The sequence below is a fragment of the Paucibacter sp. M5-1 genome (assembly GCF_027498415.2).
GTDB lineage: Bacteria > Pseudomonadota > Gammaproteobacteria > Burkholderiales > Burkholderiaceae_C > Roseateles_E.
On record NZ_JAPZLM020000001.1, the window covers coordinates 69,149 to 90,441 of the forward strand.

General features: G+C 61.4%; 26 protein-coding genes and 1 pseudogene. 13 read left to right on the forward strand and 14 right to left on the reverse strand.

Features of this window, described 5'->3' with window-relative positions:
- Positions 1-18: 18 nt before the first annotated feature.
- From O5M90_RS00345 to O5M90_RS00355, 3 genes are read right to left on the reverse strand one after another with little or no spacing between them, the layout of a single operon-like run.
- Positions 19-489, reverse strand: a complete 471-nt coding sequence (locus tag O5M90_RS00345) for a TrbC/VirB2 family protein (protein WP_440401756.1) — start codon at positions 487-489, stop codon at positions 19-21.
- Complete coding sequence (locus tag O5M90_RS00350) at positions 486-1,037, reverse strand: lytic transglycosylase domain-containing protein (protein ID WP_269838419.1); 552 nt, start codon at positions 1,035-1,037, stop codon at positions 486-488. The genes O5M90_RS00345 and O5M90_RS00350 overlap by 4 nt, the downstream gene beginning before the upstream one ends.
- A gap of 9 nt (positions 1,038-1,046) precedes the next feature.
- Complete coding sequence (locus O5M90_RS00355; protein WP_269838418.1) at positions 1,047-1,622, reverse strand: hypothetical protein; 576 nt, start codon at positions 1,620-1,622, stop codon at positions 1,047-1,049.
- A 600-nt stretch (positions 1,623-2,222) separates the two neighbouring features.
- On the opposite strand from O5M90_RS00355, the gene O5M90_RS00360 reads away from it, so the two are divergent.
- Genes O5M90_RS00360 through gapS4b form a run of 3 tightly spaced genes read left to right on the forward strand, consistent with a single transcriptional unit; the run spans position 2,223 to position 5,342 of the window.
- A complete protein-coding gene (locus O5M90_RS00360) occupies positions 2,223-3,236 on the forward strand; it encodes a nucleoid-associated protein (protein WP_269838417.1) in 1,014 nt (337 codons plus the stop codon).
- Positions 3,237-3,238: 2 nt separating this feature from the next.
- Entirely contained in the window at positions 3,239-4,174 is a 936-nt protein-coding gene (gene gapS4a, locus O5M90_RS00365; RefSeq protein ID WP_269838416.1) for a GapS4a family protein, read from the forward strand.
- 1 nt (position 4,175) lies between these two features.
- Positions 4,176-5,342, forward strand: a complete 1,167-nt coding sequence (gene gapS4b / locus O5M90_RS00370) for a GapS4b family protein (RefSeq protein WP_269838415.1) — start codon at positions 4,176-4,178, stop codon at positions 5,340-5,342.
- Positions 5,343-5,890: 548 nt separating this feature from the next.
- Here gapS4b and O5M90_RS00375 read toward each other — a convergent pair.
- On the reverse strand, positions 5,891-6,190 hold the full coding sequence (locus tag O5M90_RS00375) for a helix-turn-helix domain-containing protein (protein WP_440401757.1): 300 nt from the start codon (positions 6,188-6,190) through the stop codon (positions 5,891-5,893).
- Between the two features lie 201 nt (positions 6,191-6,391).
- Here O5M90_RS00375 and O5M90_RS00380 point away from each other — a divergent pair, with 201 nt between their 5' ends.
- Both O5M90_RS00380 and O5M90_RS00385 read left to right on the forward strand, forming a co-directional pair.
- Positions 6,392-6,877 carry an RNA polymerase sigma factor gene (locus O5M90_RS00380; RefSeq protein WP_269838414.1) on the forward strand — a complete coding sequence of 162 codons (486 nt, stop codon included), beginning with the start codon at positions 6,392-6,394 and terminating at the stop codon, positions 6,875-6,877.
- Between the two features lie 56 nt (positions 6,878-6,933).
- Positions 6,934-7,983, forward strand: coding sequence for a FecR family protein (locus tag O5M90_RS00385; protein ID WP_440401758.1), 1,050 nt, complete (start codon positions 6,934-6,936; stop codon positions 7,981-7,983).
- A 322-nt stretch (positions 7,984-8,305) separates the two neighbouring features.
- Here O5M90_RS00385 and O5M90_RS00390 read toward each other — a convergent pair whose 3' ends face one another.
- From O5M90_RS00390 to O5M90_RS00405, 4 genes are read right to left on the reverse strand one after another with little or no spacing between them, the layout of a single operon-like run.
- A complete protein-coding gene (locus O5M90_RS00390) occupies positions 8,306-8,905 on the reverse strand; it encodes an exopolysaccharide biosynthesis protein (RefSeq protein ID WP_269838412.1) in 600 nt (199 codons plus the stop codon).
- Positions 8,902-9,894 carry a TerC family protein gene (locus O5M90_RS00395; RefSeq protein ID WP_269838411.1) on the reverse strand — a complete coding sequence of 331 codons (993 nt, stop codon included), beginning with the start codon at positions 9,892-9,894 and terminating at the stop codon, positions 8,902-8,904. The genes O5M90_RS00390 and O5M90_RS00395 overlap by 4 nt, the downstream gene beginning before the upstream one ends.
- Before the next feature lie 13 nt (positions 9,895-9,907).
- Positions 9,908-10,066, reverse strand: a complete 159-nt coding sequence (locus O5M90_RS00400) for a hypothetical protein (RefSeq protein ID WP_269838410.1) — start codon at positions 10,064-10,066, stop codon at positions 9,908-9,910.
- 60 nt (positions 10,067-10,126) lie between these two features.
- Positions 10,127-10,540: a hypothetical protein gene (locus O5M90_RS00405; RefSeq protein ID WP_269838409.1), complete on the reverse strand. Its 414-nt coding sequence runs from the start codon at positions 10,538-10,540 to the stop codon at positions 10,127-10,129.
- 110 nt (positions 10,541-10,650) lie between these two features.
- Between O5M90_RS00405 and O5M90_RS00410 the strand changes: the two genes are divergently transcribed.
- Positions 10,651-11,532, forward strand: coding sequence for a LysR family transcriptional regulator (locus O5M90_RS00410; protein WP_269838408.1), 882 nt, complete (start codon positions 10,651-10,653; stop codon positions 11,530-11,532).
- 42 nt (positions 11,533-11,574) lie between these two features.
- Here O5M90_RS00410 and O5M90_RS00415 read toward each other — a convergent pair whose 3' ends face one another.
- The 3 genes from O5M90_RS00415 to O5M90_RS00425 all read right to left on the reverse strand — a co-directional run bounded on the left by O5M90_RS00415 (position 11,575) and on the right by O5M90_RS00425 (position 13,538).
- Positions 11,575-11,991: a TerB family tellurite resistance protein gene (locus O5M90_RS00415; protein ID WP_269838407.1), complete on the reverse strand. Its 417-nt coding sequence runs from the start codon at positions 11,989-11,991 to the stop codon at positions 11,575-11,577.
- Positions 11,992-12,612: 621 nt separating this feature from the next.
- Positions 12,613-13,131 carry a YqhA family protein gene (locus O5M90_RS00420; RefSeq protein WP_440401759.1) on the reverse strand — a complete coding sequence of 173 codons (519 nt, stop codon included), beginning with the start codon at positions 13,129-13,131 and terminating at the stop codon, positions 12,613-12,615.
- A gap of 11 nt (positions 13,132-13,142) precedes the next feature.
- Entirely contained in the window at positions 13,143-13,538 is a 396-nt protein-coding gene (locus O5M90_RS00425; RefSeq protein ID WP_440401760.1) for a DUF3616 domain-containing protein, read from the reverse strand.
- Between the two features lie 202 nt (positions 13,539-13,740).
- Here O5M90_RS00425 and O5M90_RS00430 point away from each other — a divergent pair, with 202 nt between their 5' ends.
- The 4 genes from O5M90_RS00430 to O5M90_RS00445 are packed head-to-tail and all read left to right on the forward strand — an operon-like array spanning position 13,741 to position 15,563.
- Positions 13,741-14,082 (forward strand): HPF/RaiA family ribosome-associated protein, encoded by a 342-nt coding sequence (locus O5M90_RS00430; protein WP_269838405.1) that lies wholly within the window; start codon positions 13,741-13,743, stop codon positions 14,080-14,082.
- Positions 14,083-14,109: 27 nt separating this feature from the next.
- Positions 14,110-14,826 (forward strand): Bax inhibitor-1/YccA family protein, encoded by a 717-nt coding sequence (locus O5M90_RS00435; RefSeq protein ID WP_269838404.1) that lies wholly within the window; start codon positions 14,110-14,112, stop codon positions 14,824-14,826.
- A 20-nt stretch (positions 14,827-14,846) separates the two neighbouring features.
- Complete coding sequence (locus O5M90_RS00440) at positions 14,847-15,113, forward strand: TFIIB-type zinc ribbon-containing protein (RefSeq protein ID WP_269838403.1); 267 nt, start codon at positions 14,847-14,849, stop codon at positions 15,111-15,113.
- 33 nt (positions 15,114-15,146) lie between these two features.
- Positions 15,147-15,563, forward strand: a complete 417-nt coding sequence (locus tag O5M90_RS00445; RefSeq protein WP_269838402.1) for a TerB family tellurite resistance protein — start codon at positions 15,147-15,149, stop codon at positions 15,561-15,563.
- 155 nt (positions 15,564-15,718) lie between these two features.
- Here O5M90_RS00445 and O5M90_RS00450 read toward each other — a convergent pair.
- A pseudogene (locus O5M90_RS00450) lies at positions 15,719-16,138 on the reverse strand (diguanylate cyclase); the annotation flags it as partial.
- A gap of 193 nt (positions 16,139-16,331) precedes the next feature.
- Here O5M90_RS00450 and O5M90_RS00455 point away from each other — a divergent pair.
- On the forward strand, positions 16,332-17,315 hold the full coding sequence (locus O5M90_RS00455) for an AraC family transcriptional regulator (protein ID WP_269838401.1): 984 nt from the start codon (positions 16,332-16,334) through the stop codon (positions 17,313-17,315).
- A gap of 93 nt (positions 17,316-17,408) precedes the next feature.
- Here O5M90_RS00455 and O5M90_RS00460 read toward each other — a convergent pair whose 3' ends face one another.
- Both O5M90_RS00460 and O5M90_RS00465 read right to left on the reverse strand, forming a co-directional pair.
- A complete protein-coding gene (locus tag O5M90_RS00460; RefSeq protein WP_269838400.1) occupies positions 17,409-17,903 on the reverse strand; it encodes a carboxymuconolactone decarboxylase family protein in 495 nt (164 codons plus the stop codon).
- A gap of 60 nt (positions 17,904-17,963) precedes the next feature.
- The gene (locus O5M90_RS00465) at positions 17,964-18,791 is read right to left on the reverse strand and encodes an SDR family NAD(P)-dependent oxidoreductase (protein ID WP_269838399.1); all 828 of its coding nucleotides are present in this window, start codon (positions 18,789-18,791) and stop codon (positions 17,964-17,966) included.
- Between the two features lie 300 nt (positions 18,792-19,091).
- On the opposite strand from O5M90_RS00465, the gene imuA reads away from it, so the two are divergent.
- Entirely contained in the window at positions 19,092-19,997 is a 906-nt protein-coding gene (imuA, locus tag O5M90_RS00470; RefSeq protein WP_269838398.1) for a translesion DNA synthesis-associated protein ImuA, read from the forward strand.
- A 64-nt stretch (positions 19,998-20,061) separates the two neighbouring features.
- Positions 20,062-21,285: a Y-family DNA polymerase gene (locus tag O5M90_RS00475; protein ID WP_269838397.1), complete on the forward strand. Its 1,224-nt coding sequence runs from the start codon at positions 20,062-20,064 to the stop codon at positions 21,283-21,285.
- The last annotated feature ends 8 nt before the right edge of the window (positions 21,286-21,293 follow it).

The following is a 21,293-nucleotide window of genomic DNA, read 5'->3' on the forward strand; positions in this document are numbered from 1 at the left end:
TGAGCGGGTGCTGGGCGCTCAGCTGACGATGAAGGTCGCAAAGGCGGCGGCGCCGCCGACCAGGGTGCCGCCGATCAGCACATTGGCCACATCGGCCAGGCGGGCGCCCTGGAAGATCATCTTGAAGCCGGCCCAGATGATGGCGATGGTCACCACGGCGACCGAGATCGTCACCAGGATCATGTTGACGTTGGTCACCGTGGTGTTGATCTTCTCGAAACCCTGGGCCAGGGCTGGCGCCGTCACCAGGGGCGCCGTGATGGCGGCGGCCAGCGCGCGCATCCGGCGCGAAGCGCGCAGATTGGGGAAGGCCCAGGGCCGGTGATCGAGCCAGTGGTGATGGCGGCGGCCGCTGCGAGGCGCAGGGCTTTGAGCCTGGGCGCTGGCAACGGGCGGGCAGCCGGCCGGGAGGCGGCGGGCCTGGCGGCCGATGGGAGGAGGGGCGGCGGCGCTGGGGGGGGCGCCTCGGACGTGTGTGGTGTCGCTCATGGCTGTTCCTTTGCCTGTGCAATGGGGTGGAGGAGGGGTTGGGGAAGGGCGGCCCGAGCCGAAGCCGGGCTGCCCGCAGCGGCGACCACCCTTCGCACATAGCCATGCTCAAAGCCAGTGACGAAGTTGCCGCTGTAGTAGCAAGACAGGGTTTTCCTGAGTGAGGTCTGGTCTGCCTGAGACGTCATGTCTGTATCGGAGCCGCGTGAAGAAGGGACCCGGCCCAGGCACTCGGTCAGCACGGCCTGCATGGCCGCCAGATTGCTGCAGGGCTCGAAGGCGCTGCTCAGCGTCAAGCCCAGGCGCTCGAAGTTGCCGACATTGATCTGGCCCAGCCCAACGCTGAAGTTCCATCCGGCCGCGCGCAGCGCGCGGGCCGTGGCCAGCGCCTCGGCGCGCGTCCGGGGTTGCCGCTGCAGCTGCCCGCCCACCACGCCGATGGCCCAGGGGTTGAGGGCGCTTTCTGCGGCGGCCAGGGCATGGGCGGTGCGGGGCGCCACCTGCGGCGCGCAGGCCAGCGCGAGGGCGAGGAACGTGGAGCTGTCCATGGCCGTTCCTCAGTTCCCCGACTCGACCGGTGGAGCCGGTGGCTGGGAGGCCAGCCAGGCGGCGTAGTCGTCGTCGAATCGCGTGTCCCAGCGGCCGAGCATGGCTTTGGCGGCGGGGCTGAAGTCGGTCACGGTGTCGCCGTCCATGTTCCACCAGGTGCGCGCGAAAGGCCCGCCATTGACCGAAACGGATACTGCGCCGGCGTAGTCGCAGTAGTAGCGGGGGCCGTTGGGGCCATCGATGATGCGCGTGTATTGGGGTGGGCAGAAGCTGGGTGCACTGGCCCAGGCATGGCTGGCCGCGTTACCGCCGCCGGCCATGCTGCAGCTCGGGAATGCCCGGCCGCGAGCCAGGTCGCGCCAGAGTTGGGTGATGGGCGGCACGCACTGGGGAATGGCGCGCCAGCTCGGCGCGGCGAGGCAGAGCAAGACCAGGCACCCATCGAGCGCCAATGCCGGCGTGCTTGTGCCAAGGAGCAGGGCTGTTGCGGTCAGCGCGGCGGCGAGCGGGGCGTGCCTGCCATGCGGTGCCGGGTGATCGTCACGCGGCGAGAGCTGGCCGGCGGAGGTAGGGCGGAGTTCCATGGCGGCTGGTTGCTTGGGTGGCCGAGAGTTCCTTGTGTGGGGCGCTTGCTGCGCTCCCGTGAAGAAAATCTAGGCGCCAAACCAGCCAGATCGCGTGCTGATTTTTGCGATTAATCAGCGAAATGCAGGTGAACCGCTTCGAGAAGACTCATGTCACCGGTCGATGATGCTTGGCGTACTGCCGCTTCCGCCAGAAGCGGCAGTACGCCCATCGAATGTACGGGACCGTTCAGGCTGAAGGCGGAAGTTCACCAAGGGCAAACGCGTGTTGCCTTTGCCCACGCGGACGTAGGTTGCCCGGTGCCCGAAATCCACACGGCACGTGGAGTCGCGGCGCCGAAGCCTGCGCGGGTCGGCGGTCATGCCGACGAGCCGCCGAAGGCACTGCATCACACGGTCTTGCCGCTGTCGCTGACCACGCCGTCTTGGCGCAGAGAGCACTCGATCACGTCGCCTATGCACTGAGACAGGACCTGCTTGCTACGCGGCAAGACGGGCTCATAGCCGCGCGCGTTTTCCTTAACGACGCACATCAAACAGGGCGTTACATTTAGCCTGCACTGCGTACAAGCCACAGTAAATGTCCAGAGGGAGGCCAAGATGCTTGACATCAGTTCAGCGCGGGTAGTGCGCTGCGTGGTTCATCGAGTCGGAAATCGACTGCGAGAAGAAGGCTGTGAACTATCACAGCAAGAGGTTCATGGGACGGCAGAACTGCACGGTACGCTGCTGAGGCACTATCTCGCTCCGCTCGCAAAGGCCGGTGAGGCATTCGAGCTATATCACGAGTCAGATATAGCACTCAATGCGGTGCGGCAGTTTTCCTCCCGAATATTCGCGGAGAGCGACGACTTCATTAACCTCTCGCAGAATATAGCTAAGCAGCTATACGCAGCCTCCGTGCACTCAAGCATCGCAGCAGGCGAGTTCATCGCAATCCTATTTTGCGACGTGAGAATTGATGACAAGCCTCATTTTGCATTGGGCCTATACAAGATAGAGCAGCGTGAAACTTTCCTGGACGTCGAGCGGAAAGATGATTCACTTAATCTTGTAGAGCTCAGTGGCATACCAGTTTCCAACATTCAAAAAGGTGCGCTGATCATTGGCAACTCCTTCGAGATGTTTGTCAAAGAGTCGAGCGGCCAACAGACCAAGTACTGGGCTGAATCGTTTCTCAAAGCACGGCCGAAACAGACGGAAAAATCCACTGCAAAATTAGCTGCGCAATTCGTCAAGCAAGTTTGCTCCCGAATCGACGTAGAAGCCGGAATGTCATTGCGGCGTGATCTGGTAGACGTATTTTCAGCAAACGAGACGCTGAGCTTTCGAGATGTTGAAGAAGTCTCTGAGAGATACTTGGATAGAGACGAGGTGAGTCGCCTCACAAATCAATTGGCGGATCAATCGGGATTTGCATCTCTCGCGACGAGCGCAATTGATTCGGCCACATTGACACGTCAAGCTAGAAATGTTTTGCGCCAGTACCCTTTGGGCGAAGGCATTGGTATAACCATATCCAACCCCAAAGCCCGCTTAGATAAGTGCACAATAAGCAAAACCATGCATGGCTATCGGGCAATTATTGACATTGATGTCGAAGCGGGAGAATAGAAATGGCAGGGGAGAAATCAAAAAGCTCAGGCGAGAACGGCGAGAAGATTGCCAGTGGCATCTTGGATCGGATTGGGTGGGGGAACGGACTTCGAAACATACCCATCAAGTGCAATACACCTTCGCATAAGAACGATGCCGGAAACCAAAAGACGAGTCACGGCGAAGATCAGATTTTCATCTACAACAATCCTTTTCATGACACCCGAACAGATATCGTCCATGTTTCGGTGAAGAACAAACTAGGCGCCTATCCTTCATCGGAAGCGACCCTAAAAAGGGAATTCAAAGAGCACCTCGCGGAGATTCACGAGATTATTGAATGTGCCAAGTATAGCCAAGAAATATCACAGTTGGCATCAACATTCAGGGCGAGAAAACACCTTTATCACTCGGGATTACTGATTTGGGTCCACAATGACGATTCGGACATTGATAGGGATATTATGCCTATTTTGTCAAAAATTCGACTTGAGCAAGATTCTGATATACCAGTATACCTAATTGATGGAGGGCGGGCTGGATTCCTATGGAAGGTATTGGATGATATTAAGCAGAGGGGTAAGCCATGGAGCTTCTTCTATCCGTTGATTGGAACCGTTACAACCGTGGATGAACCGCGAACCGGAGCTTTCCTACCACTAGAACTAATCGCATCAGATGTATTTCCTATCGTCGTCGACGACGGTGACAAGAAAGAGATGATCTTGTATGCGAATCAAGCGTTTAGTGCGGATGCGTACAAGAAGCTAATGGCTTACGCGCTACGATTCTGCACAAGCCTGGTTACCAACATCAAGATTGGTATGCCGGATTACAACGCCGCCACCGACAAGAGTCAGGCAGATATGGCGCGCCTAGCCTTTTCAGATCGGCAAGAAAAGATTGAACCTTTCTCGTTCAATCGTTCCTTCCTTACTCTTCTGAATGGGGGCTGACATGGGTGCTGCGCAAGCGATTGATCTCAAATCCACTATCGTTTCCGGCTCGGATCTCCGCATTCTTCTAGGAAGCGATCATGTCAGCTATGGCGACATTTATGCATCACTGAAGGAAAAGGGCGTGTTTGTCGGAAATTCTGACAAATCAATCACAGTGCCTTTGCTTTCGGCAACGCTCTTAACACCGGACAACTTTACTCGTCTCATCGAAAGTGGAGTTAATCGGGAATCTCTTCCCAAGGTGAAAGTGGCTGGATTGGATCTTGTCGCACAGGAGTCAGACTGGATCACCCCGCTCAAGAAGGATCTTTTCGATGATTCGTTTGACATCTTGGGCTCGATGTCCGGAGTCGATTTCTTAACCAATCCACAGATCGTTGTAGATGGCGAGAAAATTTCCATTCCATATCAAGTAGTACGACAGGACTACAGCAAGGATTGGATTCAACGCGAACTTAGTTTCGATGCTCAGGTCACTATTGAGCGCCAAGGTGGAGCATTGAAGCTCGAATTCACCTCGACTCACTCTTCAAAGGAGACAGAGCAGGTCAATAAAAAGATTGCTGCTCGCATCGCAAAGCTGCTGCATGGACAGAATCTAGTGAAGGAAGATGAGCCGCTTACCGTTACCTTCGGAGCTTTGAACAACGAAGAGCGCGTCCGCTATTTCAAGCGACTTACCGCAGGACACGCCGGCTGCCTTCTTCCAGGAGGCGTAAACGATATTGAAATTTGCCTCGATTCAAATGGCCCTGCATTGCCAGATGATCCGCAGATTTCTTGGATGAAGCAAACGGTGAGAAAATTCAATGTCGACGGCGAGCGGCTCAATGACATTTTTCTCATCAATGATGAAAGATATTACAAACACTATTACATCCTGCGGATGGATGTAACCTTTCCATTTAAGGTTGCAGCAAACGAGGGGGAGTGTCGCGTAACCTTTTCCTTCAGCGGAAATCGAACGGTTTCACCAAGCTCCGAACTGGTATTTGAAGTAGTACGCTGGTCCTACAAAGATTCCCCGAATGCCGACGCAAAGAAGCTCATTTTCTCCGAAGTTCAGAATGGGCTGCGATCAGTTATCGAACAGAAATTCAATCAAGCCATTGCGGAAAGGCCACACTCGACGTCTGCGTCGACAACGAGTGTGTCCACGGCTTGAAAGGCACAATGCTCTGTTAAGTGGTCCGAGCAAATCGCCATTACGCCCGCGTCAGAATTCATTTTTGCGAGGCGAAGAAGTAGATCGCGGGCTTTTAAACACTCCGAGTGCATGAAAACGCCCGGCAGGTCCCGGCGTTTGTATTACAAGGTCCATCCTCGATGACCGTGTGCGCCGTACTACCGGCAATTTTCTTAAGGCTGCATGATTCAAAAGCTGTCAGCCGACGTCTGTAAGCCGCTAGGATTTGTTCCGGTCGCACGCACAACTGCTCGCATGTGCTGGGAGGGGCAGATGATTGATATTCCGAAGGTTCGCTTCAACGCGCTGGCCGGCTATTGCCGTGGCCCATACGCTTGAAGCGTGAAGTAAACAATGGATGCATCTCTCCACCCGAAAATGGCATTGATTTGTCACGCTGGTGTGCCCATCTCGGCCGTAAAAGGGAAACTCGACCTCTATGCGTTCGCCAAACTAGCTTTCAACACCAGCGGTAAAGGCTTTTGGCCAGCCTTGCCAACGCAGTCAGGCAAACCGGCTCCGACCTGTTACGCCCTTGAGTCGCTATCGGTTGAACTGAGCCGCTGCTCAAATTTTGCGATCAGCTCCGCAGTACTGCAGCGTAGTGCATTAGCGATCTTGATTATCAAAACCAGGTTCGGGACACGCTCGCCGCGCTCTATCCGGCCCATGTGAGCTCGCTCAATTGATGCCTCCATCGCCAACGCCAGTTGCGACATGCCGATGGCCGTGCGCAACTCCACAACGGTCTTGCCGAAGGTGCTCGCAACCGCTGGATCAAATGTTGTCGACCCTTGAGGTCTGCCTCTGGGAAGGTTGGCTGACATAAGCTGAAGGTTGTCAGCCTGGGCGCAACAAAACGACGCTTAAACAAACGCAAACTGGAGTAAAGTACCAAGGGTGGGGCGGCAAATTGACGGCGCGTTGCTCGGTTTGTGTCGCACTAGCCCGGCGTTCTGCCAGGCCAACAGGCCCGTAGTTGGTGGTCTTTCATGCCTGGCTTCTGACTCCATCGAAGGGAGCTCATCATGAAGAAGCATCTACCTCCGGTCTTCGCACGCATCCGCGATGCCCTGCGGCGGCGTGGCAGCTCGACCCAGGATGCGGAGGACATCGTCCAGGAAGCCTGGGTGCGGCTGGCCCGCTACGAGCGTGAGCAGGTCGTCGTGAATTCGGATGCCTTCCTGATGCAGACCGCGCTGAACCTGGCGATTGATGAGCACCGGGGCCGGGTCACCCATGGCGAGCAGGTCGTGCTCGAAGAGGTGATCCTGGTCGACGAGTCGCCGCCCGTCGAGGCCGTGGTGTTGGGGCGTGAGCGCCTGGCGCGGCTGCACTACTGCTTGGGGCGGCTGACCGAGAGGAGTCGGGACATCTTCCTGGCCCACCGCCTGGACGGGCTGACCTACCGGGAGATCGCTGATCAGCACGGCCTGAGCATCAGCACGGTGGAGAAGCACATCGCCAAGGCTACGATGCAGCTCATTACCGGGATGCAGGACTGGCGAACGTGATTGGCGCAGAGGGGCGGAACGGGCAGGGGGAAGAAAGACAAGGGTCCGAGCCCGTCGTGACGCGAGAGATCGCGGCCGAGGCGGCGGTCTGGATCGCCCGGCTGCATGGCCCGGATCGATCAAACCACATGGAACGCGAATGCCGAGCCTGGCAGGCGCGCTCAGCCGCACACCGGCTGGCCTTCGAGCGCGGGACGGATCTGTGGATGGAAGCTGCAGGTGTCGACCGAGCCGCTGTGGACCGGGCGGCGGCCAGCAGGCCTGAAGGCCGAGGTGGGGAGGGGCAGGGCGCCGGCCCCCCGAGTACCGGCACTCGGGGATGGGGCTGGCCACGCCCCTGGTCGCTCGCCCTGTCGCTCACAGCGACGGCCCTCGTGGTCGGTGTGCTGGTGGGCCAACCCTGGCGCGACATCGACAGCTACGACGCCGGCATCGGCGAGCAGCGCCTGGTGATCCTGAAGGATGGCACCCGGATGTCGCTGAACACCTCGACCCGGGTGAAGGTGGAACTCGACCAGACCCAGCGCCGCGTGCGTGTGGAAGGCGGAGAGGCGTTCTTCGAGGTGGCCAAGGATGCGAGCCGGCCCTTTGTCGTGCAGGCCGCCGATGCAGCGGTCACAGCCACAGGAACGGCCTTCCTCGTGCGGATCGTCCCTTCGGACGCTGGTGTGCCCGAAGCGCTGGATGTCACGCTGGTCGAGGGGCAGGTGATCGTGGAGGGCCAGGGCAGCAGAATAGCTGGGCCCGCAACTGCGCAGCCCATCGTGATGGCGGCCGGTGAACGGCTGAGGGTCCGCAGCGATCAAGGGGTCCACCGATCACCGCTGCCGGCCGCGGCGCCCGCGCTTGACCGGCCGCGCATGGATCAGTTGCTCGCCTGGCGGCGAGGGGAGGCGGTGTTTGCGGACCTTTCGCTGCTGGACGCGGTGACCGAGATGAACCGCTACAGCGCAACGCCGATTGTGCTGGCCGCAGGTCTGTCGGATCTGCGGGTCAGTGGTCAGTACAAGACCGGCGATAGCGCTGGCTTTGCACAGGCGGTGGCCGCTTTGCACGGCCTGGCGGTCCAGGCGCATGCCGGGCGGATCGAGCTGAGTCGGAAGTAAAGAGGCTGTTTCGAACTGGGTGAGGCCCAGGCCAGCCCGTTCAGTGCTCCCGCATCAAGCTGTGCCGGTGAGAAGGATCGCATCGCAGCCTTCGGCTGGTGCTCTACAGAGCGATGATTCGGTATCCACCCGCAGCAGCCAGCGGTTCAACTGAAGATCTGCCATTCCCGAGGCAGGAAGCGCCCAAGACTGCTGCAGCGTCCGTGGGACCAGGGCGCTTGCGTGCTCGTCGACTTGGAACCATGCCACCCATCCGCACGATGATGGACAGCACATGAACAGCCCTGAGCGTCGCGTACATCACCGATTAGTCCCATTAGTCTCAAACCCATCCCAGGATCCACTCGCTGCCCCAGATCCAGGTCATCAGCAACAGGCCGGTCGTGGCAACCAGTGCCACCCCCGACATCATCAGCCCAAGGATCACTGCAACCCCATCGCGAAACACCAGCCCCAGCCCGATCAACACGAGCGCCAAGGCGGGTAGCAGGTTGCCGAAGGGGATCGGCATCACGACGATGGCGGCCATCAGTCCAACGGCGAACGCCGTCGTCGACCGCGGGCCGGAGATGGCGAGATGGCTCAGCCGGGCCTTGGCGTAGCGCCCGGCCAGGGCGTAGGCTGTGGCCAAACCGACCAGCACCCGCTGAGCCCAGTGGCGGGGCAATTCAAGCTCGGCCACACGTTGTGGCAGGCATGGCGCACAGTGGCCCCGCCACATGGCCACTGCCAGCGCTGCCATGCCTATTCCGAGCACCGTGCCGACGCCGGGTACCGGCAGCAGGCAGGCCATGGCCAGAAGCAGTAGCAAGGTCCCGTGCGCCTCAGGGCCGTGGGCTTGCGCCATCGCCTGCATCGACACCCGCTCTTCATGGAGGGCAGCAGCTGCGTCGCGCAGCCGCTGCACGATCGGCGGCGTCATATGGACTCGGTGACCGCGGACTGCCCCCGGGTCTTCCACAGCGACACCAGCACGCCGCCGGCGATCAGCCCGAAGGTCACGGACAAGGAGATCACCGCAGGGATCTTGCCGATGATGCCCACCAGGAAGATCTTGCTGCCGATGAACACCAGCACCAGGGCCAGTGCGTACTTCAGGTACTTGAAGCGATGGATCATTGCTGCCAGCGCAAAGTAAAGCGCGCGCAGACCCAGGATGGCAAAGATATTGCTCGTGTAGACGATGAAAGGGTCGGTGGTGATCGCGAAGATGGCCGGCACCGAATCAACCGCGAAGATCAGGTCGACAAACTCCACCAGTACAAGCGCCAGAAACAGCGGCGTCGCGAAGCGTTCCAGCTTGCCCGTCTTGGTGTCGTGCTCACGTACCCAGAAGGCATTGCCGCGCAAGCCCTCAGTCACGCGCATATGCCGCTTGAGGAACTTCAGCAGCGGGTTGTTGGCGATGTCTGGCATGTGGTCGGCAATGATCCACATCTTGATGCCGGTGAAGATCAGGAAGGCGCCGAACAGGTAGAGCACCCAGCTGAACTGGCTCACCAGCGTTGCACCCAGGCCAATCATGATCGCGCGCAGCACGATCACGCCGAGGATGCCCCAGAACAGCACCCGGTGCTGGTACTGCCGCGGGATGGCGAAGAAGCTGAAGATCAGTGCAATGACGAAGACGTTGTCCATCGACAGCGACTTCTCGATCATGAAGCCGGTGTAGTAGTCCATGCCGCTTTGCGCGCCTAGGTACCACCAGACCCAGGCGCCGAACAGCAGCGCCACGCTGATGTAGCCGGCCGACAGCAGCAGACTCTCGCGAACGCCGATCTCCTTGTCGTCCTTGTGCAGGACTCCCAAATCAAAGGCCAGCAGCGCGATGACGATGCCGACGAAAGTGAGCCAGACCCAGGTGGGCGTGCCCATGAAGTCGGCTGTGAAGAAGGGAAGTAGGAAATCCATGGTTCTCTCCGGCTTACAGGATCGCCGCGACGGCGGTACCCATGCCCATCAGGGCGCTGAACACACCGAGCAGCGCGATGTCGCGCTTCTCATTGCCTAAGCGCCAGGCTTGCAAGGTGACGCCGACCAGACAAGGGGTCAGGATGGCGAACAGAATCGTGCTGGTGTCCATGGTGGTCTTGCTGGCGAGGCAATCAGGAGTTTCTTGAAGGCGACTCAGACGCCGGCGCAATCAGCCTGCGGCGAGCGAAGTACCGGAGCCGGTTGCGCTCCGACTCCGGCGGCGCAGCAGCGCGATGAGCAGGTGGAGTCCGGCACCCAGCAGCACGAGTGCCACGCTGCCGACGCTCCAGATCACCCATGTCGCCACAGTCAAGCCACCAGCCAGTGCCGGTGCGGCCTGGAGCAGGCCGTCGACGAACGGCGCGAGGTCCGCTATCAAGCGGCCCGCCCACTGCGCGACTTCGGGTGGCATCCACGGGGCTAGCCAATCCGGCAAAGCAATGCCGCCGGCGCCAGACGCGACGCCCGTGAGCGCACCCGCGTTCGAGACGGCCCAGACAGCAGCTGCATGCAGCGCCCAGGAAGCCAGCGACCACAGCGCCAGCAAAGCGATAACAAAGAACCAACTGAGGGCATAGAACATGATCGGGCTTGCTCCGGTATTTGAATGACCCGGAGTGTGGGGAAAGATCCGCTTCGTACAAACCAGATCGACACGAACTTAAACTTCGGTTTTTCCGCATTGGAGGGCCTATGCTGAACTACCGTCATCTCCACTACTTCTGGGTCGTTACCAAGGAGGGCGGCTTTGCGCGTGCCGCCGAACGCCTGGACATGGCGATTCAGACCATCAGCGCCCAGGTCCGCGAGCTCGAAAAATCGCTGGGCCATCAGCTGCTCAAGCCCTCAGGCCGTGGCGTAACCCTTACCGAGGCGGGTCAGGCCGCCTTCGCACGCGCCGAGGAGATATTCCAGCTGGGCCAGAGCATCCCTGACGAGGTACGCGAGGCGGCCAACGGCAAGGTGGCTCGCCTGGCGGTCGGACTCTCCGACGGCATCTCGAAGCTGGCCGCCCACGCGCTGCTGGAGCCCGTGCTGAGCACACCCAATCTTCGGCTGGTCTGCCACGAAGGAGAGTTTGAGCAGCTACTCAGCGAACTGGCGCTGCATCATCTGGACCTGGTGCTGGCCGGTCAGGCCGCTCCACGAAATCCGAACCTGCGCCTGACCAGCGAGCGTCTCGTTGATTCACCGGTCGATTGGTACGGCCCGGCCCGGCTGGCTGGCAAGGCCGAGCGCGACCGCTTTCCGCAGTGCCTCAACGACCTGCCGGTGCTGATGCCCACGGGCCATTCGGCCCTGCGCCCGACGCTGGATCACTGGTTCGAGACGCAAGGCCTGCGACCCCGCATCGTCGGTGAGTTCGAAGATAGCGCGCTACTTGCGGTCTTCTCGGCTCGCGGCCTGGGTGTCTTCCCGGTCAGTCGGCTCGGCGCGGAGGATGTCGGCCTGATGCGCGGGCTTCGCTTTCTGGGCTGCAGCGATGGCGTGAAGGAGGAGATCCACGCCATCCGATCACGTCGCGGCCAGCACCACCCTCTGGTGACCAAGGTGATGACAGCGGCACGGCCCTGAGCGCTTCTTGATCGGCGCCGATCAGGCAGGTCGGCGATGGGCTTACTTCGTCGCCTCGCTCGGCTCCTCTGCGTCGAGCAGCTTCCAATGGTGCCGCGCGGCCTCCACCACAAAGGTTTCGCCGTCTGCCAGGTGACCATCGGCACGGGCGGCTGCCAGGGACAGTTGCAGGACCTTTCTCTGCAAGTCGGGATCCGATATCTCGGCCATCAGCGACGCCAAGGTTCTGTCATCGAGGTTGGCCATAAGCAGGCCTGTCTCGTATCCACCCGCCAGCAAGTCTTCGCACAAGGTGTGAACGATTTGCGCAAGGAGATTAGGTTCCAGGCCGAGTTCGCGCTCCGCGCCCAACTTCTCGAGGATGTCGAACTCGGAACGGCACACGTGACCGTCGGAGATGAGTACCAACGCGACGATGCGCGCGGCGGCTTCTGGGCTATTGTGGGGATAGCTGCGCACGGTGGGTCTCCGTTGAAAAGAGTAAGTCTGAGGTGACATGCTGGGTTCTGGACTCAGTCGCCTCGGGTGGGGTGCCGGCGGTCAGACTGGCGTGTACGACGCACGGCCGGGATCGGGATGGGCACGAGCACCGGCGCTTGCTGTGGCACCCACTGCCTGAGACCCTCCTTCAGCAGGTGAAGGCTCTGCTTGATCCGTGCAAATACGAGGGACGAAAAGCGCAGAGAAGGCTTCATGGCGGTGACCTTTGAATTGATGACAGGCTCGAATATGCATCCGGTCTAACTTCAGAAAAAGTGGCACTTCCGAGACTCCAACTCAGGAAAATTCGAACCTCGCCGGAACATGATGCGCCCGTTGCAACGCCGCATTCACGCCCTGTCCGGCCGGACCCGCTGGCCTTGGAAAACCGGAGAGCCCGATAGTCGGCCTCGAAGTCCCACTTCTCTATCCGACGTCATCCTGGCGTCGCATCGGCGCTCCAGCGCAGCAGGTTCACCGACTTGGGCGAGCCATCGCGCACTTGCGACGAGACGACCGTGCCCGCTGCCGCATTGATGACGAACTACGGCGGTGACGCGAGATCGAGCTCGGCGAGAGCGGCCAGGGCCCAAGGCGCGCTCAGGTGTTTTCCCGCGTCAAACGTTCTGCAAAAGAAATGCCAATGGCAGAGAGCACGAAGGTGAAGTGGATGACAGCCACCATCGTCACGATCTGGATATTCTCCAAACTCAAGTCGCCACTCAGGTAGGTCTTTAAGGCATGCACGCCTGAGATCGAGATGATGGCGAAGGCAAGCTTCAACTTGAGGTTGTAGGTATTGACGTGGTCCAGCCAGTCGGGCTTTCTCATGTCCTTCTTGTCGAAGTGCCCCGTGGTCACGAAGAGCGATACCCCGGCGAGCGCCACCACCCAAACCAGCTGCGCCACCATCGTCATGTCCACCAGCTCCAGCACCTTGATGATCAGGTCGATCTTTTCAAGCTCGCCAAACAGCAAGGTGTTCATCAGCTTGTAGGTCTCCAGCAGGAACTTGCCCAGGATGCCGAAGATGATCCCCACCAGACCCACATAGAAGAACAGCATGGTGAATCTCATGCCGTAGAGCAGCGACCCAACCCCTGAAAGTAGTTTTTCCATTCTTGCTGACCTTAAAACAGAGCTGACAGTGACATCAAACAGCGATCTGGCCGCAGCTGCCTCTGCCGCGCGGGCCTTTCCGGTTTGGCGTTCATGCGCTTCAGGCCATGCGAACCCACCAGCCAGAGGAATCCCTCAGCCACGGCCATGCCTTCGAGGTCGGCCTCTTCCCCGGCTGTGCCGGGCAGGTCCAGCAGCTCGGCGAGCGGGAAGTCGCGCGCCTCGCCGAAGCGCAAGGCCTCTCGACCAACGGGGTCAAGCAGGCGAAAGCGGTCCAGACCGCAGGCTTCGTCGCCCGCCACCCAGAGCCAGTTGCCGGTGAAAGCCGCGCCGGACAGATTGGATTGAACCAGGGAGTCGGGAGCGAACTCCAGACGGACGGCATTCGCGGTTCGAGCGTTGGGCATCGGGTTCTTTTCCAAAGGGTGACGGGTCAGAAGGCTCGCCTGCCGAAAGGGCACACGTTGGAGCCACCGAAACCCGAAGTGTGCGACCGAAGCGCCGTCGTATGTTCAGGTTTATCCGATGTTGGCGTTCTTGAAAGTTTGCTTTTACAGAACCGTCAGGCGCTCCACATTCCGCATGTCCTTCTACCGATGGAGATCCGTGATGCAAGTGCTCTTCAAATCCCGCCATCCGCAAGCCACCGAATTGCGCGACCTGACCGAACGCCGTGTGCGATTCGTGCTGCGGCGCCTGAGCTGGCTGGTGCCAAGTGCCGAGGTGCAAATGTCGGACGTGAACGGACCGCGCGGCGGCATCGACAAGCGCTGCCAGGTGGAACTGCGGACAGATGGCGCAGGGGCAGTGGTCGTCGCCTCCGTGGCCAGCGACTGGCGTACGGCGCTGGACAACGCGCTGGCGCGCGCTGCACGCTTCCTCATGCGCCTGTGGCGCCGCGGCAGTGATTCCCGCCGCGTGCGCCAACGATTCATCAGTCACGAACGCTGAACGCGAACGACCCCAGGAGTCGACACCATGAATTCCAAATTCCCCATCCCCTCGACCGCTCGCCCGGAAGCCATGCATTCGGCGCCGATCACCGCAGGCAATGCGACAGCCACCGATGTTGCCGCTGCGAGCCGTGTGCTGCGCAACACCTACGCTTTGTTGTCGATGACGCTGCTGTTCAGCGCGGCCGTCGCCGCTGCCAGCGTGGCCTTCCAGCTACCGGCGCCGGGCATCCTGCTCACCTTGGGCGGCTATTTCGGCCTACTCTTCGCCGTCTACAAGTTCAAGCGCAGCGGCTGGGCCTTGCCGGCAGTGTTTGCGCTGACGGGTTTCATGGGCTACTCGCTGGGGCCGGTGCTGGCCAAGTCGCTGGCACTGCCTGGCGGTGCACAGGTCGTGACCCTGGCCCTGGCGGCCACAGGTGCCACCTTCCTGGCCTTGTCAGCCTGGGTCTTGTCGACCCGTCGCGACTTCAGCTTCATGGGCGGCTTCCTGTTCGCCGGCATGGTCATCGCGTTGATTGCCGGCCTGGGCGCGCTGTTCCTGCAGATTCCAGCGCTGGGCCTGGCCATCGCCGCGATGGTGGCACTGCTGTCGGCCGGCTTGATCCTGTTCGAGACCAGTCGCATCGTCACCGGCGGCGAAACCAACTACGTGTTGGCCACCGTCGGGCTGTACGTCTCGATCTTCAACCTGTTCACGAGTCTGCTGAGCCTGTTCGGCTTCGGCAGCTCAGATGAATGAACCCTCACCAGGAACGCCTCATGAAATGCCCCACCTGCACCGACACCGCACTCGTGATGAGCGATCGCCAGGGCGTCGAGATCGACTACTGCCCGAAATGCCGCGGCGTCTGGCTGGATCGCGGCGAACTCGACAAGCTGATTGAGCGCTCGGCCATGGCGGCGTCGGCGCCAGCCGGCGACGGTGCCGCCCAATCGCAGCCCCAGTTCGTTGACTCCGACTACGACCACGGCCGAAGCCCGCAGGGCGGCCGGAAGAAGTCCTGGCTGAGCAACATCTTCGACTGACCCACGACCGACAGCACCCAAGAAAGATCCATCATGCGCAGTTATCCCGCGAACAGCCCGCAAGCTGCCGCCCGAATCGTCGCCCTGACGGTAGTGGCAGACGGCGACATCGGAGATGCCGAGATCGAGTGGCTTGACCGCCTCGCCGTACATGAGCAGCTGGGCCTGGCGCAGCATGAGTTGCACGCACTGCTGGACACCTTCTGCGAAGACTTGCTGTCGAGCGGCCAGTTACAGTGGGCGGGCGCCTGCCCTGTGGATGAGCGCACGCTGGCAGAGCTGATGGGCGAGATCCAAGACCCCGCGCTGCGGCTCACCCTGTTGCGTGTATGTGTTGAACTTGCAGAGGCCGACGCTCGTGTCGACGAAGGCGAATCGATCGTTCTCGTCGCCGCAGTCGAGCATTGGGGCCTGCACCGTGAGATGTTTCGGCCGTCCCTCCGGAGCTGACCGGCTCACTCTGCCTGAGCAGTTCGCGGTGTGGGTCCATGGGCTTTCGGCGGGCATGTCGAAGGTGCTTGCCAGAGTGCCCATGCTCCATCGCATCGCTCTCCGACAGAAGTCACTACGCAATTGGCAGGCTCGATCTCATCATCGGTACGACATCATGCCGCTGACACGATTCGGTTCCGCCCGGCTTGCTTGGCCCGATACAGCCTGCGGTCCACGAGGTCGATGAAGGGGGATGAGTCTTGGCCGGCCGCCGGGATCGTGGTGCCCACACCCATGCTGACCGTGATCAACTGGCCCAGTGGCGAGTTCTCGTGCGGGATCTGGGCTTTGAAGATGGCTTGTCGGCAGCGCTCGGCAACGGCAGCGGCGGCCATCTCGTCGCTGGCCGGTAGCACCAGGACGAATTCCTCGCCACCGTAGCGGGCGAGAAGATCATGTGGGCGGTTCGCAGCGCAAGCCAGTGCCTGCGCGATACGCCGCAGGCAGTCATCACCTTCGAGGTGGCCGTGGTGGTCGTTGTAGCGCTTGAAGAAGTCAACATCGAACAAGATCAGCGAGAGCGGCTGTGGGTATCGGCTTGTCTCTGGTGCGCGAGCTTGCCGAGGCTCACGGCGGAAGGGTCGGCTATCATTTCAGCCCATTTCGAATTGGGTAAACCATGAGGGGCCGGTACGCATTTCGTGAATTGCCCTGGGTCGATTTATTAAGACTTTGAGCACGTCCTTCAGACGGCAAAGATCACTGCAGCTCAGCTACCTCTTGCGCATGGAACCGCCAAATATCTCCTCAACGCTCATGCGCTCAGCCGCATCAGACGCGCCTCAGACGGGCAGCGGCGATGTTGCTCACCGCGTCGGGGAACTTGCGAGGCTGTTGCAACGTCATGCGCCCGAAGATGGCATCAATCCGACTGCGATTTCGAGACTCTCAGCGATTCGCTTCTCGGCACCTAGCGACGAGCTTGTGCATGCCCTGCACCAACCGGCGGTCTGCATCATTGCCCAGGGGGCCAAACGCGTGCTCTTGCGTGATGAGGTCTACAGCTACGACGCCTCGAGGTTTCTGGTCTTTACGACGGACCTGCCAATCAGCGCTCAAGTCACGCATGCTTCAAGGGATACGCCGTATCTATGCTTCAGGCTCGACCTTGACCCAGCCGAGATCTCGGAGATGGTGCTCAAGTTGCAGTCAGTGGCCTCAGCGCGCGCGGCAACATGTCGGGGCCTCTACCTCAGTCGCGTCAACGAGGGCATGCTGGATGCAGCGATTCGCCTGATGCGCCTGCTGGATAGTCCCCATGACGCGGCAACCTTGGCGCCATTGGCACTGCAGGAGCTTGTCTATCGACTGCTGCGCAGCGAACAGGGAGAACGGCTGGCCCAGGCATCCCGTACCGACAGCCATGCCAACCGCATCGCGCGCGCTATCGCCTGGCTGAAGGCCAACTTTGAACAACCGCTGCGCATTGACGATTTGGCTCGTGACGCTCACATGAGCCCCTCATCGCTGCATCACCACTTCCGGGCTATCACCGCAATGAGCCCGTTGCAGTATCAGAAGCAACTTCGTCTGCAGGAAGCCCGCAGGCTGCTGTTGGCCGATGGCTTCGAGGTCGCCAAGGCAGGCTATGCCGTCGGTTATGAGAGCGCCTCACAGTTCAGTCGTGAATACAGCAGGCTCTTTGGCGTGCCGCCCTCCCGTGACGCCCAGCGACTGCGCGAAGGTGGCACAGAGCCCCGCATCACTTAGCCAGACACGACCTGTTGAGCGCCACCAGCCCTGCTGATCAAGACGGGCAGCCCGTACAGCTCTGGACCGAATGCGGGCTGTCGCAATCGCGCTTTACCTTCCGACGGGCTTCACCACGATCCCACGTTCAACGAAGAGCTCATGCAAGGTCTGTGACGCTTCAATAGCGCGCGGAAATCCGGCCGGCACGGTGATCAGGTAGACGATTTCCTTGAGCTCTTCCGGCGATACGCCGGCGTTGAGCGCATACCCTGCGTGGACCTTGAAGAAGGGACGCAAGCCCAGCGCACCGAAGGCGGCCATGGCCGCGAGTTGTCGGGTGCGAACGTCGAGCCCCTGGCGGCCCCAGACATCTCCCAGCGCATAGCCCGCTGTTGCGTCGGCCAAGAACGGAAAGTCGCGGCGCATCGCTTCGAACACGGGCTGCGTCTTGCCATTGTTCAAGGCGGTCAGCACGGCTTCGCCCCTGGCGATACGCGGATCCGGTGCTTGGGTGTCGCCGCTGGCTGCGGCGAAAGTGCCGGCGCCAGCCAGCATCAGGGACAGCAAGGCACGGGGGATCGAAAGAGATAGGTGTCGAAAATACATGGTGTTCTCCAGAAGGGGTTAAGGCCGGCGGTCAGTCGACCCTGGATGTGGGGGCGGTGCTCAGAAGTTCCCATCGGTTGTGACCGACAGCGCTGCATGCATCTCGACCTCGCTGCGACGACGCTCGAAGGCGCTCATCGCAAAGCTCACCGCATCCGAGCCGGCCACGAAGTGAAGTGGTGGTTCGGTCATCGCAGCCAGCTCGACCAGCACACGCCCCAGCTTGACCGGGTCACCAGGTTGCTGATGGTTGTAGCCGTCGTAGGTCGAGCGAGAGGTGGCGGAGTAATCGGCAATCTCCTTGCTGCCATAGCGCACCGAACTCCGGTCCAGAAAGTCGGTGCGGAAGAAGCCCGGCTCGACCACCGTGACATTGATGCCGAAGGGCGCCACTTCCAGTGCGAGCGACTCTGAGAAGCCGACAACGGCGAACTTGGTCGCGCAGTAAATCGACGCGTTGTCGAAGCCCATGAAGCCGCCGATCGAGGCCAGATTCAGGATGTGGCCGCTTCGCTGCTTTCGCATCGCTGGCAGGACCGCACGCGTGGCGTGCATCAGGCCAAATACATTGGTCTGGAACTGGCGTTCGACGTCGTCGCTGCCAACCTCCTCGAACAGGCCCAACTGACCATAACCAGCATTGTTGACCAGTACGTCGATGCGACCGAAGCGCGCGAGCGCCAATTCGACCGCCGCTACAGCATCCTGTTCGCGACTGATGTCCAGAGTAAGGTTCAGCACCTGCTCTGCGTAGGACGCATAGACCGCGTTCAGCTGCTCCACATTGCGGCCTGTCGCGACCACTTTGTCGCCGGCTGCCAATGCGGCCTTGGCAACTTGGGCACCGATGCCACGATTAGCGCCGGTGATGATCCAGATCTTGCTCATGAGACCTTCCTTACGAATGCGTGCTTCACACGCGGTTTGAATACGGATTCATCGTATGGAAGCAAGGCAATTCGGGCGTGCCAAATTCTGCAGAACTCTTGCCCATTCGGCTTGATCGCGTGGGAATTCGCAAGAGCGAAACAGCACATGCAGGATCCCTGGCAAACAGGCGTCCATCCTAGAGCTCGCCGTCATTTGGGCAAAGCATCACACCAGACCGCCGGGCCTTTGCGATCACGCTGGACTTCGTGGGCGGGCTCATGTACTGTATATCCATACAGTTACTTTCAGCCGCAATCCATGTCATCCCATCCGCTCTGGGAGGACGCGCCGTCCCTGCCGTGCGCGCCGCCCAGTCTGCCACCGCCGATCCAGAACACCGCGCCTTCACTGGCGCGGGGCCTGCCTGCGGATGTAGCCGAGTCGGTGTGGCGGGGCGATGCGCTGGGGCAGGGTGTCAACAAGGTCCTCAGCACCGGCTTCGCCGCGCTGGATGCCGAGCTGCCGGGCGGCGGCTGGCCCTGTGGTGGCCTGACCGAGGTCCTGCAGGCCCAGCCCTCGCTGCTGGAGTGGCGGCTGATTGGCCCCTGTCTGCGATCCATAGTGGCCGGCGGTGCCGCCGTGGTCGTGATCGGCCCACCCAAGCGGCCGCACCTGCCAGGCTTGCGTCATCTGGGCATCGAGGAGTCCGATCTGGTCTGGATCCAGGCACAGGCGCCCTCGGAGCGCCTGTGGTGCACCGAGCAGCTGATCAAGGCCAATGCCGCGGGCGCCATCCTGACCTGGCTGCCCCAGGCCCGGCCGGAGCAGCTGCGGCGGCTTCAGGTCCTGGCCCAGTCCTGCGATGGCCCGGTCTTCGTGTGCCGGCCCATCGTGGCCCAGCATGACCCATCGCCGGCACCGCTACGCCTGCTGGCCTCCCCGGACCTCGACTGGCGCTTGAAGGTCCGCATCGTCAAGCGCAAAGGCCCGGCCCATGACGGCACCCTGATGCTCCCTTCCATCCCCGGTGGGCTGGTCCATGTCCTCACCCCCCGGGTGATGCAGCCCAGTCAACTCATCCCCTCCAAGGAAGTGCCTCAACATGCTGTGGGCAGCCCTGATCCTCGATCCAACCTCTCTGACAACATCCCCGCCAGCCTCGCAGCCAGCCCCCTTGCCCAGGGCGTCGCCAGCATCCCGGACCACGCCGAACGCGCCGTCTGAGGCGCTTGGCGGTGCTGGGGCGCCTGCTCGCAACGATGCGCTCGCCGGCCTGGCGGTCTGGTGCTTGCAGTTCACACCCCGCGTGGCGGTGATGGAGGACTGCGCCATCGTGATGGAGGTCGAAGCCAGCCTGCGCCTTTTCAAAGGCATGAAGGCCCTGAAGGAGCGGATTGGTGATGAGGCACCTGACCTGGGCGTGATCTCGATCGCCTGGGCACCGACAGCCATGGCTGCACTGGCGATGGCACGCGCCGGTGTGACTGACCTCGGGGATCGACTGCTGCAGCCGGTGCTGGACAGCTTGCCCCTGGTCTGCCTGACGGCGGCCGCCGTGCATCACGAGACCCTGACCCGAGCCGGCATCAACACCTTGGGTCAGCTGCGCGCCTTGCCGCGTGGCGGCATCAGCCGGCGCTTTGATGCGGCGCTGCTGGCGGCGGTGGACCAGGCCTATGGCCTGCGGCCCGACGCGCACCGCTGGTGCGTGCTGCCCGAGAAGTTCGCCGCCCGGATGGAACTGGCCTGCCGCGAGGACCACGCGCCGGCCCTGCTGATGAGTGCCCGGCCCTTGCTGATGCAGATGTGCGGCTGGCTGGCAGCTCGGCATGCGGGAGCGACCGGCTTCACACTGCATTGGGTGCACGACTCGATGCGGGCCAAGGATGCCGGCGATGGCGGCGCGCTGACCATCCGTACGGCCGAACCGATCCGCGACCTGGAGCACTTCGTGCGCCTGCTGGCCGAACACCTGGCCAAGACCCAGTTGCTGGCGCCGGTCGGCGAGCTGCGTCTGGAGGTGCTGGATGTGCAGGCCCTCCAGGAGGAGACCGCATCACTCTTGCCCGAGACGGTGCGCGGCGGTGAGTCGCTGTATCTGGTGCTGGAGCGCATTGCGGCGCGCATCGGGCCTGATAAGGTGCTGCAACCCACGCTGGGTGACGACCACCGGCCCGAGTGGATGACCCGCTGGCAGGCGGCCAGCAAGCGGCGCCTGCGCAAGCCGCAGGCTCTGGCCGAGCTGCCCGAACCGACATTTCTTCTGGAGGAGCCGCTCAAGCTGGCCGTGCGCGACCACCGTCCGCACTACCAGGGCCCGCTGATCATGCTGGTCGGCCCCGACAGCGTCGAGGGTGGTTGGTGGGACCGGGTGCCCGATCAGGCCGTCACCCGCAATGTGGTGCGCGACTACTGGGTCTGTGCCAACGAGACCGCCGGCGTGCTCAGCGTGTTTCAGCAGCGGCTCGATGATGGCGAGGTCGCCTGGTATCTGCACGGGGTGTTCGCGTGACGCGGGCG